Annotated in this window: 15 protein-coding genes; 4 read left to right on the plus strand and 11 right to left on the minus strand. The window is 59.3% G+C overall.

Annotated features, from left to right (window positions below; genetic code table 11):
• Nucleotides 1–55: 55 nt before the first annotated feature.
• Complete coding sequence (gene mscL, locus INHI_RS0112365; RefSeq protein WP_027247836.1) at nucleotides 56–490, plus strand: large conductance mechanosensitive channel protein MscL; 435 nt, start codon at nucleotides 56–58, stop codon at nucleotides 488–490.
• 129 nt (nucleotides 491–619) lie between these two features.
• Entirely contained in the window at nucleotides 620–1,426 is an 807-nt protein-coding gene (locus INHI_RS0112370) for a mechanosensitive ion channel family protein (protein WP_024098148.1), read from the plus strand.
• Between the two features lie 53 nt (nucleotides 1,427–1,479).
• On the opposite strand, the gene INHI_RS0112375 is transcribed toward INHI_RS0112370, so the two are convergent.
• The 3 genes from INHI_RS0112375 to INHI_RS0112385 form a co-directional block, all read right to left on the minus strand.
• Nucleotides 1,480–2,007: a GNAT family N-acetyltransferase gene (locus tag INHI_RS0112375; RefSeq protein ID WP_027247837.1), complete on the minus strand. Its 528-nt coding sequence runs from the start codon at nucleotides 2,005–2,007 to the stop codon at nucleotides 1,480–1,482.
• Nucleotides 2,004–2,453: a YtoQ family protein gene (locus INHI_RS0112380; protein WP_027247838.1), complete on the minus strand. Its 450-nt coding sequence runs from the start codon at nucleotides 2,451–2,453 to the stop codon at nucleotides 2,004–2,006. The genes INHI_RS0112375 and INHI_RS0112380 overlap by 4 nt, the downstream gene beginning before the upstream one ends.
• A gap of 165 nt (nucleotides 2,454–2,618) precedes the next feature.
• The gene (locus INHI_RS0112385) at nucleotides 2,619–3,254 is read right to left on the minus strand and encodes a class I SAM-dependent methyltransferase (protein WP_027247839.1); all 636 of its coding nucleotides are present in this window, start codon (nucleotides 3,252–3,254) and stop codon (nucleotides 2,619–2,621) included.
• Nucleotides 3,255–3,341: 87 nt separating this feature from the next.
• Here INHI_RS0112385 and INHI_RS0112390 point away from each other — a divergent pair, with 87 nt between their 5' ends.
• Entirely contained in the window at nucleotides 3,342–4,220 is an 879-nt protein-coding gene (locus tag INHI_RS0112390) for a LysR family transcriptional regulator (protein ID WP_027247840.1), read from the plus strand.
• 71 nt (nucleotides 4,221–4,291) lie between these two features.
• On the opposite strand, the gene pheT is transcribed toward INHI_RS0112390, so the two are convergent.
• The 7 genes from pheT to pyk all read right to left on the minus strand — a co-directional run bounded on the left by pheT (nucleotide 4,292) and on the right by pyk (nucleotide 11,492).
• Nucleotides 4,292–6,688, minus strand: coding sequence for a phenylalanine--tRNA ligase subunit beta (pheT, locus tag INHI_RS0112395; RefSeq protein ID WP_027247841.1), 2,397 nt, complete (start codon nucleotides 6,686–6,688; stop codon nucleotides 4,292–4,294).
• Between the two features lie 89 nt (nucleotides 6,689–6,777).
• A complete protein-coding gene (locus INHI_RS20500) occupies nucleotides 6,778–7,326 on the minus strand; it encodes an alpha/beta hydrolase family protein (protein WP_254656873.1) in 549 nt (182 codons plus the stop codon).
• 400 nt (nucleotides 7,327–7,726) lie between these two features.
• Nucleotides 7,727–8,800 (minus strand): phenylalanine--tRNA ligase subunit alpha, encoded by a 1,074-nt coding sequence (gene pheS, locus INHI_RS0112405; RefSeq protein WP_027247842.1) that lies wholly within the window; start codon nucleotides 8,798–8,800, stop codon nucleotides 7,727–7,729.
• A 220-nt stretch (nucleotides 8,801–9,020) separates the two neighbouring features.
• A complete protein-coding gene (rplT, locus tag INHI_RS0112410) occupies nucleotides 9,021–9,386 on the minus strand; it encodes a 50S ribosomal protein L20 (RefSeq protein WP_014873789.1) in 366 nt (121 codons plus the stop codon).
• 15 nt (nucleotides 9,387–9,401) lie between these two features.
• The gene (gene rpmI, locus INHI_RS0112415; protein ID WP_014873788.1) at nucleotides 9,402–9,602 is read right to left on the minus strand and encodes a 50S ribosomal protein L35; all 201 of its coding nucleotides are present in this window, start codon (nucleotides 9,600–9,602) and stop codon (nucleotides 9,402–9,404) included.
• A 187-nt stretch (nucleotides 9,603–9,789) separates the two neighbouring features.
• Nucleotides 9,790–10,011: a hypothetical protein gene (locus INHI_RS0112420; protein WP_027247843.1), complete on the minus strand. Its 222-nt coding sequence runs from the start codon at nucleotides 10,009–10,011 to the stop codon at nucleotides 9,790–9,792.
• Nucleotides 10,012–10,046: 35 nt separating this feature from the next.
• Nucleotides 10,047–11,492, minus strand: coding sequence for a pyruvate kinase (gene pyk, locus INHI_RS0112425; protein WP_027247844.1), 1,446 nt, complete (start codon nucleotides 11,490–11,492; stop codon nucleotides 10,047–10,049).
• Nucleotides 11,493–11,747: 255 nt separating this feature from the next.
• Between pyk and INHI_RS0112430 the strand changes: the two genes are divergently transcribed.
• Nucleotides 11,748–12,065 carry a DUF1244 domain-containing protein gene (locus tag INHI_RS0112430; RefSeq protein WP_014873786.1) on the plus strand — a complete coding sequence of 106 codons (318 nt, stop codon included), beginning with the start codon at nucleotides 11,748–11,750 and terminating at the stop codon, nucleotides 12,063–12,065.
• Nucleotides 12,066–12,164: 99 nt separating this feature from the next.
• Here INHI_RS0112430 and INHI_RS0112435 read toward each other — a convergent pair whose 3' ends face one another.
• Complete coding sequence (locus INHI_RS0112435) at nucleotides 12,165–12,596, minus strand: DUF1489 family protein (protein ID WP_027247845.1); 432 nt, start codon at nucleotides 12,594–12,596, stop codon at nucleotides 12,165–12,167.
• Between the last annotated feature and the right edge of the window lie 184 nt (nucleotides 12,597–12,780).

Consider the following 12,780-nt stretch of genomic DNA (forward strand, 5'->3'; position numbering starts at 1 on the left):
GGTGTCCGCGTTTGCTGCTCAATAACAAAGTGGTTCGTTAACAGGGACAAGTAGCATGCTTCAGGAATTCAAAGACTTCATTGCCAAGGGCAATGTGATGGACATGGCCGTCGGCATCATCATCGGCGCAGCCTTTACGGCAATCGTCAAAAGCATGGTCAGCGACCTGATCAATCCGATCATCGGTGTCTTTACCGGCGGCGTCGATTTCACCAATTCTTATCTCGTACTGGCGGGCACTGTCCCTGAAGGCGCCAGCCTTGAGGCGGCACGAGAAGCCGGAGCCGCCGTTTTTGCCCACGGTGCCTTTTTGATGGCCGTCATCAATTTCCTGATCATTGCTTTCGTGGTGTTCATGCTCGTGCGTTATGTCAACCGGCTCAAAGACGCCGCCTTCAAGCAGGACGACGTTGCTCCAGCCGAGGAAGCCCCCGCTGGCCCAACCGAACTGGATGTGCTGTTGGAAATCCGCGACTCCCTGAAACGTTGATCTGCGGAAATCTGATCTGCGGATGACAGCCCAGCCGGGTCCGACTATGCCCGCAGCGAACGCACCGGCAACCGCCTGTTGCCGGTGATGGGTATTTCTATGAGATCGTGACAAGGACCAAACAACACTATGGAACAATGGATTGAACAGCTGGGTGCCCTTTGGCCCCTGCTCGTCAGCGCTGCCAAAGCGCTGGTCGTACTGGTTGTCGGCTGGATTGCAGCCGGCCTGATCAGCGGTGCAGTACGTCGTCGCATCAACGCCACCCCGCATCTCGACCAAACGCTCGGCAACTTTGCCGCCAGTGCAGTGCGTTGGGTGCTGCTGGCCATCGTGCTGGTCGCCGTTCTGGGCATATTCGGGATCGAAGCCACCAGCCTGGTTGCAATGCTCGGCGCTGCAACGCTTGCCATTGGCCTGGCCCTGCAGGGCACACTGAGCGATCTGGCTGCCGGGGTGATGCTGGTCATGTTCCGCCCCTATAAGCTGGGCCAATACGTCGATATTGGGGGCACCTCGGGAACAGTGGTGGATCTCAACCTCTTCGTGACAGAGCTGGTGACACCTGACAATGTTCAGATCATTATCCCCAACGGCCAGGCCTGGGGCGCGATCATCACCAACTACTCGGCGCATGATACGCGTCGCGTTGATATGGTCTTTGGCATCGACTACGGCGACAGCGCAGACGCGGCGAAGGAGATTATTCTCGATCTTGCGAACGCAGATGCGCGCGTCATGGCAGATCCTGCGCCTTGGGTGCGGGTTACCAATCTCGGCGACAGTTCGGTCGATCTGACAGCACGCCTGTGGTGCAAGGCGGCCGACTACTGGGAGCTGAAATTCGCAATGACGCAAGCGGTCAAGGAAGCCTTCGACGACAAGGGGATCTCCATCCCCTATCCGCACAGTGTGGAAATCAAGAAAGAAGCCTGACCCGGCAACAGCCGCCCCGCCAGATCTGCGGGGCGGCTCCTTACTCAAAAGGGTTAGCGCGTGATCGTCCGCGTCATGACCAGAGTAGGCTCCTCACGATAGAGCGCATCGTGGCTGGGCTGATACCCAAGTTTCTTGGCGACTTTCACCGAAGCTGCATTTTCGGGGTCCAGAAGACAGCAGGTGCGATCCCATTGCGTAGCCTCTGCGGCCCATTGATGCATCCGGTCAACCGCCTCTGTCGCCAGCCCTTTCCCGTGAGCTGCAGGCATCAGGGCCCAACCGGCCTCCGGTACCGCACCAATCGGCGGGTCAATGTCGCGGTGATAATCCGCAAACCCTGCCGCCCCGATGTAGCGCCCGTCCTCTCGCAGGGTCACCGCCCAGTAGCCAAAGCCAAGCGCCTGCCAGTGACCGATGTAGCGTAGCAACCGGGTCCAGGTCTCCTCGCGGCTGGCCGGGCGACCGATTGTGTGGCGCACCACCACAGGGTCCATCCACAACGCAAACAGAGCCTCGAAATCATCCAGCTGGTGCGGACGCAGAAGCAGGCGGTCCGTGGTCAGAGTTGGTCCCGTCACGCAGGCAGGCTCCCCTTCAGCACGTAGCGCAGGATTTCAACCACCTGCATCGGCTCCTTTGCCACCGCCAGTGCGGCAGCATGAACTTCCTTCAAGGCGTGCTGATGCTCATCCTGTGACAGCACGATCAACGACTTGCCAAGGGCTGCCGCATAACCGGCATCAAAAGCCGCGTTCCACTGTTTATACTTCTCACCAAATCGCACCACGACGATGTCGGCCTCTTCGATCCCCTTGCGGGTCCGGATCGCGTTGATCTTGGCTCCCTTGTGATCATGCCAGAATTTGTTTGGCTCCGCCCCAAGAATAGCAACACCGCAATCGTCGCTGGCGCCATGATCCGTCACCGGGCTGTTGAACTGCACGTCCAGATCCTTGGCCCCGGTGATAATCTGATCGCGCCAATCTGTGTGAATTTCACCTGAGAGATAAATGTTCAACGTCATGAAATGTCCTTTCCTGCGCCAGCAGTGAGGCTGCCGCGGCCATGCGGCCGTATCCGCCTCACTGCTGGGGTCGCTCATTCATTGATGCCATTGAACCAGGCACAGTACCCGGTCGGCAAGCAGGCGGAGTATTCACCAGTCGAGAGCCTTCGTCCACTGCCGACCTCAACGACGTCGGGCCACCAGGTAGCGGCCAGGGGTGGACGCCGGATAATTGCCGGTCTCAATGATCTCGAAACCCGCCTGTTCAACTGCAGCCTCCAGATCTGCCACGCTGAGGAAACGCACGTTGCTCGGGGCCTGTCCAACCAGACGCATAAGCGGGATCAAGGTCAGGAACATCCAATATTTGAAGCTGCCCCGTGCCTCGCCCAGACAGGGTGTTTTTGAGATGAACAGCTTGCCGCTGGGCAGACGTTTGGCCACCGATAACAGCGCAGCGTCCAAATCCGGTACCAGATGTAACAGGTTGAATGCCATCACGGCGTCAAACGGTCCGGCGGGCAACCTATCATCGCTGCATTGCTCAAACCGAATATTATCGGCTCCCGCCTGTGCAGCCCTGTCGCGGCCGATATCAAGCATAGCATCCGACAGATCGGTTGCGGTGACCCTCCCAACTGCATCCGACAGTGCGATTGCCGTCGACCCGGTCCCACAGCCGATTTCCAACGCATGATCCCCCACCGTGAGATAGGACCTGGTCCGTTCCAGTGTATATTGATAGGCGGCTTCGTCCCTTATCTTCGACTTGGCGTATTTTGGGGCTATCCGGTTCCAGAAATGGGCATCGGCTGTCATCACACTTCTCCTTGAATGATGGTAGCTTAGCCATACAGAAACCAGCAATAAATGGCTGAAATTCGCAAGAGTGCTATACATTTCCGTATGAATAATCCGGATTGGAACCACATTCGCGCCTTCCTGGCGACCGCTGAGACCGGCTCACTCTCAGCTGGGGCGCGCAAACTGGGCCTGACCCAACCAACCCTGTCCCGTCAGGTTGCAGCGCTTGAGGCGGACTTGGGGGTCTTGCTGTTCGAACGATTGGGGCGCGGTCTCACGCTGACTTCGGCGGGACATGACCTGCTGAACCACAGCCGCACAATGGGAGCGGCCGCCGAGGCACTGTCGCTCGCCGCCACCGGGCAAGCGCAGGCTATTGAGGGCACGGTCCGAATAACCGCAAGCGACCTCATGTCCGCCTATGTGCTCCCCCCGGCTCTCCACCAGCTGAGACAGCGCGCACCACGGCTGACGATTGATGTGGTGGCTGCAAATGACATTCGCGATCTGATGCGACGGGAGGCGGATATCGCCATCCGCCATGTGCGTCCGGACCAGCCCGAATTGATTACCCGTTTGGTCAGAGAGTCACATGCCCATTTCTACGCTGCCTCCAGTTACCTGGAGCGCCGGGGCCGCCCGCAATCACCCGAAGATATGTCACGTCATGATTTTGTGGGTTTCGCCGATCTGGAGCGGTCGATTGAATTCATGGCCCCACTCGGCATCCACCTGACAGCGCAGAATTTTCGGATCAAATCCACCAGTGGCCTTGCCTCTTGGGAGTTGGTCAAACAGGGGTTTGGCATCTGTCCGATGATGACAGCTGTGGCAGATCCAACCCCCGGAATCGAACGCCTGTTGCCCGGTCTGGACCCGATTACCTTCCCGATTTGGCTGACCACACATCGGGAATTGCACACCAGCCGAAGGATCCGGCTCGTTTTTGATCTGCTCGCAGACTTCCTCTGCCATATATAAAAACGCGCCCGGAACCGGGCGCGTTTTCCTCATGATACGATCGGACCGGACCAACTGTCCTGCATCCTCTGTTATCCGCGCAATGTGCCGCCGGTCGCCTTTGTGACCTTGGCCACAATCTTGGCGCTGACCGCTTCGATATCCTTTTCGGTCAGGGTCTTGTCAGTCGGTTGCAACCGCACGGTGATGGCCAGCGATTTGCTGCCTTCTCCCAGGCTGCCACCGATGAATTCGTCAAACACACGCACGTCATCGATCAGCGCCTTATCCGCGCCGACGGCGGCGTTGACCAGGGTCAGCGCTTCGACATCATCCGCCACGACAAAAGCAAAATCACGCTCCACCGCCTGCAGATCGCTTTGGACCAATGCACCTCGGTTGGCACCGGATTTGCGCGGCATCGGCACCTCATCAGGCCAGATGGTAAAGGCCACGGCGGATCCCTTGATGCCCATTTCGCTCAGCACTTTGGGGTGAAGTTCGCCGAAGACACCCAGCACCTTCTTCGGGCCAAGACAGATTTTGCCGTGGCGCCCCGGATGCCACCAGGATTGTGCCCCGCGCAGGATCTGGACCTTGGCAGGCGCACCGATCGCTGCCAAAACCGCCTCAATATCAGCCTTGGCATCAAAGGTGTCGACCGCACGGCTGGCGCCGTGCACATCCTTGGGACCGGTCCGCCCAACCAGCAGGCCCGAAATCAGGTTATGCTGCTCACCGGGCTCCCCCCCGTGGAAAGCAGGTCCTGCCTCGAACAACGCCAGATCCATGAAGCCCCGCGCCTGATTGCGCGCCGCAGCCTGCAACAGGCCGGGAAGCAGCGCAGGACGCATATGCGACATCTCGGACGAGATTGGATTGGCCAGCATGGTGGCATCATCACCACCGCCGAACAGCGCCGCAGAAGCCTTGTCAATGAACGTGTAGCTTACCACCTCATTGTAGCCGAGGCTGGCACAGGTCCGGCGTGCAATCTGCTGGCGGCGTTGTTGGGGTGTCATCACAGGCGCAGGCACACCATCGGTCAACCGCGGCAGAGGCTTGCCTTCCAGCTTTGTCAGCGAGGCAATCCGCGCCACTTCCTCAACCAGATCCGCCTCGCCCATCACATCAGGGCGCCAGCTCGGGACATGCGCCATATTGCCTTCCAGACGGAAGCCCAGCCGGGTCAATGTCTGGCGCTGTTCGGATTCCGGAATATCCATGCCGACCAGCGACTGAACCCGCTCCGGATCCAGCTTGTAAGCCCGCGCATGTTCCGGCACAGCACCTGCGGTCACCACATTCGACGGCTCACCGCCGCAGAGATCGAGGATCATGCGGGTAGCATGATCCAGCCCGTCGCGCGTGTATTCAGGGTCAACGCCCCGTTCAAACCGATAGCGCGCGTCAGAGTTGATTTTCAGCGCACGGCCTGTGGTCGCGATTTGAACGTGGTCCCAGAAAGCGCTCTCCAGGAACACATCGGCGGTCTCCTCGGTGCAGCCCGTGGCAACCCCGCCCATGATGCCTGCAATGCTCTCTGCGCCATTGTCGTCAGAGATCACCATCTGCCCCTCGGAGAGAGTGTAGTCCTTCTCATCCAGCGCTGTCAGCGTCTCGCCACCAACGGCACGGTGAACGCGCAGATTGCCTGCCACTTTCGCTGCATCAAACACATGCAACGGGCGGTTCTGATCGAAGGTGAAATAATTGGTGATATCGACCAGTGTCGAGATCGGACGCAATCCGATGGCGCTCAGCCGATCCTGCAGCCACTGCGGGCTTGGGCCGTTCTTGACGCCGCGGATCAGGCGACCGGTGAACAGCGGGCAACCATCCAGTGTATCCTCGGCAATATCAACCTTGAGCGGGCTCTCATAAACGCCGTCAACCGGCTCAATCGTGAGCGGTTTCAGCGTACCCAGACCGCGTGCGGCCAGATCACGGGCGATGCCGCGCACACCCAATGCATCCGGGCGGTTCGGAGTGATGGCAATTTCGATAACCGGATCCACCTTGGCCGGGGCATTCTGTGCCAACCAGTCAACAAACCGATCCCCGACCTCTCCCGAGGGCAGTTCGATAATGCCGTCATGTTCATCCGACAGCTCCAGCTCACGCTCGGAGGCCATCATGCCAAAGCTTTCGACACCGCGGATCTTGCCAACACCGATGGTGATATCGAGGCCCGGAATATACATGCCCGGTTTACACACCACCACGGTGATGCCCTCGCGGGCATTGGGGGCACCGCAGATGATTTGCATCTCACCTTCGTCAGTGTCGACCTTACACACCCGCAGTTTGTCCGCATCGGGGTGCTTCTCAGCATGTTTCACATAGCCCAGAGTAAAGTCCTTGAGCCGGTCGGCAGGGTTGGACACGCCCTCGACCTCGAGGCCGAGATCGGTCAGGGTTTCTGTGATATCCTCGACCGATGCGTCGGTCTCGAGGTGGTCTTTCAGCCAAGAAAGAGTGAATTTCATCGGTCCGGTTTCCTATGGCAAGCCATGCATGTTGCAGCAGGCAATGACAAAGATTGCCCCCATGTGCAAGCCTTGGCGCGGCTCGGGGCCTAAGGATAGCTGGGGGTGAGGCCCAAAAGCTCATCAAGCTGCCGCCCGATCCATCCGTGCGGAATGAAATGCCCACCGGGATACAGATCAAGCGTGACATCGCGCCCCGCGCAGCTCCAGCTGGTGCGAGAAAAAGTCAGGAAACTGCGTGCCTGCCAGTCCTTCTGCGGCGCGCCCGCGCCGTTACAACCAAAGGCCCGCCGCCACAGAGCCACCGGATAAGTCACGTCCCCTCCCGGCCCCATCGGAAAATCCATCACCTGATCAGCAAGACCATGCACATGGCGCACCTCTTCGGGGGCTTGCGGACAGGTCTCGGTCTGATCGATGCTCCCGGCAACGGCCAAAAGCGCCGCCACATCTGCGCCGCTTTGGCAGACATAGCGCCAGGCCATTGCCGACCCGTATGAGTAGCCGGACACATAGACCTTCTTCTGATCGACAGGATAGCGCCTGTTCACATCGTCCAGCACCGCGTCGGCAAAGGGCACATCTTCGGTGCCTGCAGTCCAGAAATTCCAACTCTTGCCGCGACCGTTGGGGGTCACCAGCAGGACCCCCCGCCGCTTGGCCGAGGCCCCTACCCGATCTGAGCGTTGCGCATGTTTTCCCGTCCGCGACCATCCGTGAAAATGCAGCAATACAGGCAACGGCGTCACCCCGTCCCAATCCTCCGGCTCCATCACGTGATAGCTACGCTCTCCCAGCTCACAGGCGAGATCTCCCCCGCAAGGAGCAGCATTGCCCTTCTAGGGTCCCATAGCAAGGGCGGAGGTGGCGCACATGTAAGCGGTTGAGAGCAAGAGGAGAAAACGTGTCATAGACGGGAGGCTACCCGACACCACGCCCCTGTCATTTCACATGTTTGTGGGGCGGTGAACCTAGGCCGCCAAACCAAAACGCCCGCCTCAGGTACGAGGCAGGCGTTCAGAAGTCCGTCATCCGGGCCTAGCGGCTCAGGCCACCGTGCAGTGTCGGCACATCCAGACACTGGAACCCGTAGTGGCGCAGCCAGCGCAGGTCGCTGTCGAAGAACGCGCGCAGATCGGGGATGCCGTATTTCAGCATTGCAATCCGGTCGATCCCCATCCCGAAGGCAAAGCCCTGATAGACATCGGGATCAATCCCACCCGCAGCGATCACCTTGGGGTGCACCATGCCGGAGCCGAGGATTTCCAGCCAGTCGTCGCCCTCACCGATTTTCAAGGTGCCATCTTTCCAGGAGCAGCGAATATCCACCTCTGCCGACGGCTCGGTGAAGGGGAAGTGCGAGGCCCGGAAGCGCAGATCGACGCTATCCACCTCAAAGTAGGATTTCACGAACTCTTCCAGCACCCACTTCAGGTTGGCCATGGAGATATTCTTGTCCAGCGCGAGGCCTTCGACCTGGTGGAACATCGGTGTGTGAGTCTGGTCATAGTCAGCGCGATAGACACCGCCCGGACAGATGATGCGCAGCGGCGCGCCCATCTTCTCCATTGAACGGATCTGCACCGGCGACGTATGGGTGCGCAGCACATGCGGCGGGCGGTCGTCGCCCTCAGCACGGTGCATGTAAAATGTATCCATCTCGGCGCGGGCCGGGTGATGGCCGGGAATATTCAGCGCATCGAAATTGTACCAGTCGGTGTCGATACGCGGGCCTTCGGCAACGGAGAACCCCAGCTCGGCAAAAATCGCCGTCAGCTCTTCGCTGGCCTGGCTGATCGGATGTAGCGAGCCATTGCGCGTCGGGCGGGTCGGCAGCGTGACATCTAGCCATTCCGTCCGCAGGCGTGCGTCCAGTGCGGCGTCCGCAAGCCCCGCCTTCTTGGCCGCCAGTGCGGCGTTGATCTCATCCTTCAGCGCGTTGAGAGCCGGACCTGCAACCTGCCGCTCTTCGGGCGTCATCTTGCCCAGCTCGCGCATCTTAAGGCTGACGTCGCCTTTTTTACCAACGGCTGCGACCCGGATGGCCTCCAGCGCGTTCTCATCGGCAGCATCGGCGATCTGCCCGAGATATTTTGCTTTAAGATCGTCCATGACGGTCCCCTGAATAATGCTGCCGCTCTGCTATCACAGCAGAGGCTGAAAGCAAGCATTTGCACCGGCTCTAAGCCAATCAGAACACAATCGCGACAATCCGGCAGCCCCAACGCACACCCGACGCCGCTGACCGGACGAAAGTGGCAAATAGGGTGCGACATGCAAAACGGGCCGCTCTTTCCAGAGCGGCCCGCTTGTGATCTTCCTGTGCCTGAACTTAGGCAGCCAGGGCGCTTTGTGCTTGCTTCACGATAGCACCGAAGGCTTCGGGTTCGTGGACGGCCAGATCGGCCAGCACTTTGCGGTCCACTTCGATACCGGCCAGGGTCAGGCCGTTGATGAAGCGGGAGTATGTCAGAGCCTCGTCATGGCTACGCACAGCTGCGTTGATCCGCTGGATCCACAGCGCGCGGAAATTCCGCTTGCGGTTCTTACGGTCGCGAGTTGCGTATTGATTTGCCTTGTCAACGGCCTGACGTGCTACCTTGAAGGTATTCTTACGACGGCCATAATAGCCTTTTGCGGCCTTGATGACTTTCTTGTGACGGGCGTGAGTTGTGGTACCACCTTTAACGCGGGACATATCTCAGATCTCCTCTTAGCGGTCGTAGGGCATGAAGCCCTTGACGATCTTTGCGTCGGGTGCCGACAGGGTAGTGGTGCCGCGAGCGTCGCGGATGAACTTGCGGGTCCGCTTGATCATGCCGTGGCGCTTGCCGGCCTGACCTGCGAGAACCTTGCCGGTCGCGGTCACTTTGAAGCGCTTCTTGGCGCTCGATTTTGTCTTCATTTTGGGCATTTCCGTCTCCTTCAATGCGGGTTCGGTCTATGCGCGACTCGGCATGCCACTCTGGGCCGGCCACGCGAACAGGGGTGCCGTTTACGCAAGCCAGGCTATAAGGGCAAGCAGATTCTTCATCTGAGACACCAAGATCTCACATTCAGGCCGGATGGGATCGGCTGCGGCAATCACCCCGCAACCACGGTCAGGTAAATCGGCCAATCACCCGGAAAATTGCCTTGGGAATATCATCGATCTGATAGCCCCCAGATTTGGTGCTGAAGGCATATAGTAGCAGACCAACCGCCAGGACAAGAAAAACCGCCGACACCCTGGGGGTGCGGCGGTCACTTGCGGCTGACAACAGCGATGGGATTGCCAGAAAGGCGAGCAAGAGCCCAAGCACCAGTGCCAGATCCGTATCCATGCTGCGCGCCCTCATTGAGATAAGACGCGACTAGGTTACTCCGGGTCGGTGCTGTAGATCAAACGTTCATCGCAGGGCGCCACGCGCAGGATGTTGGTGGTGCCCGGAACGTTGAACGGCACACCAGCCGTCACAACGATCTGATCCGTCTCCCCTGCGAAACCGCCAGACCGCGCGGCCCGTGCAGCACCGACTACGGCGCCCTTGAACCGTTCCTGATCCGGCGTCACCACACAGTTGCATCCCCAGCTCAGCGCCAGACGGCGGGCGGTGCGCGCCAGCGGCGTCAGCGCAATGATCGGCACGCCCGGACGTTCCCGCGCTGTCAAAAGCGCGGTGGTACCGCTCTGGGTGTAACAACAAATCGCCTTGATTTCGGTTTTCTCCGCGATCTCGCGCGCGGCAGCCACGATGGCATCTGCAACGGTATCACCCTTGGCAGAGCGTGACGCCGCGATGATCTGCACATAGGTCGGATCGACCTCAACCTCGGTCGCGACGTTGTCCATGGTCTGCACAGCCTCAATCGGATACTGACCTGCGGCTGATTCCGCTGACAGCATGATGGCATCCGCCCCCTCATAAATCGCCGTGGCCACGTCGGACACTTCTGCACGGGTCGGCATCGGGCTTTCGATCATGCTTTCCAGCATCTGGGTCGCCACGATCACCGGTTTGGCAGCTGCACGGCAGCGGCGCACCAGACGTTTCTGAATCGGCGGCACGGCAGAGACCGGCAACTCAACGCCCAGATCGCCGCGCGCAACCATGATCCCGTCGGAGGCATCCAGGATTTCATCAAAGTTATCAACGGCGGCTGGTTTTTCGATTTTCGACAGCACCGCCGCACGGCCATCGGCCAGACCACGTGCCTCATAAACGTCCTTCGCGCGCTGCACAAAGGAGAGTGCCAGCCAGTCGACGCCCAGCCCGCAGACAAATTCCAGATCCCCGCGATCCTTCTCAGAGAGCGCCGCCAGCGGCAGCACAACATCAGGGACGTTCACGCCCTTGCGGTTGGAGATGGTTCCGCCGGTGGTCACAATGCAATTGGCGAAATCATTGCCGCATGTCTCAACCTTGAGGCGGATCTTACCATCGTTGACCAGCAGATGAGCACCCGACTGCAGCGCCTCAAAGATCTCGGGATGCGGCAGGCAGACCCGATTTACGTCGCCCTCGGCCTGATCCAAATCCAGGCGGAAGGACGCGCCCTCAACCAGCTCTTCTGAGCCGTTGGCAAATACACCTACGCGCAGCTTCGGCCCCTGAAGGTCGGCGAGGATGGCGATGGAGCTGTCCAGATCGGCCTCGACCTTGCGAATGATCGCATGTTTGGCGGCAATCTCTTCGTGGCTACCGTGGGACATATTCAGACGAAACACATCTGCGCCAGCCTCATGCAGCGCACGGATGGTCTCATAGGTTTCGGATGCCGGCCCAAGGGTGGCAACAATCTTTACATTGCGCGATCTTCTCATGGGGTCATCCTCTTCATCGGCTGAAACTTTGTTATCGCAAACATTGCTGCGGCGCTTATCGCCTAATTCCCATTTTGCCGCAACTCCCCTAACGCTTCATCACCAAATGGCGACGTACGGATGACAGTTGGGGCGTATTTTTGACCCACCCGGCTACCCGCCGATTGATCTTCCCCTCCTGACCGTCTTGTCATCAGTTGCTCAGTCCAGACGCAGCTGTTAGTCACACTGATGATTTCACAGATGGAGCCCGACATGGACAAGCAAACCCAGATCGAACTCGAAGCAGCCGCCTTTCGCCGACTGCGCCAGCATCTGATGGAAGATCGCACGGACGTTCAGAACATCGACATGATGAACCTCGCTGGTTTTTGCCGCAACTGCCTGTCGCGCTGGTATCAGGAGGCGGCCAATGAGCGGGGCATCGAGATGGGCAAATCAGAAGCCCGCGAACTCTTCTACGGGATGACCATGGACGAGTGGAAGGCCAACTACCAGACCGACGCCTCTGCTGAGAAACAGGCGGCCTTTCAGACGGCTTTTGCAGACAACGTCGGCAAAGAAAATTCGTAACCGGTCAGCGCGACTTCGCAGATCATTCCCGACGTCCAGACAAAGGCCCCACTCGGGGCCTTAATCTTTGCCGCAGCACCGAGGCTAGGACCCGCTTGCTCAGATCACCCCGATCTCGGCAAGCGCCTGTGACAGTTCCGGCGGCAATGGCTTCTCCGCCGCTCGCCCCTTGGGCAGGTCCGGTGGCGTATCCTCCGGCTTCAGGTAGCGCCAACCCTGGAACGGACGACGCAGCGCGATCTGGGTCCGGTGGATTTCAGAGGCCAGAACGATGGCACAGCGCCGGACACCGTCGCCACCGATCACCTCATCCAATCGCAAAATCCGTTGGCGGCATTGGATTTGTCCCTTGATCACCCAATAGATCGACCCACCATTGACGATCTCCGCCTCTCGCTTGGGCCACATCCGCGTGACATGGCGCGGCAGCCCCTCAGGCAGTTGCTTGCGATACTCCGCCTGCCAGGCCGCCAGCCCATCAACGGTTTCAGTCCCAACAGAAAGTTTCACCAGATTGATATAGTTATCCACAAGATGCCCACAGAGTCGTCCAGAGTATGAACTCTATATTGTAGGTCAGACTGGCAGATCGACAAGGTGTTGTGGTATGATGATGATAAATTTATGCCTCAATGTGATTTCAGCGTTGAGGATCGCAGCGCGGCTGGTGTAGGCAGGCCGCCACCTTAGCCACGACCGACCATAGGGATTCGCC

Source organism: Phaeobacter inhibens DSM 16374 (assembly GCF_000473105.1).
GTDB lineage: Bacteria > Pseudomonadota > Alphaproteobacteria > Rhodobacterales > Rhodobacteraceae > Phaeobacter > Phaeobacter inhibens.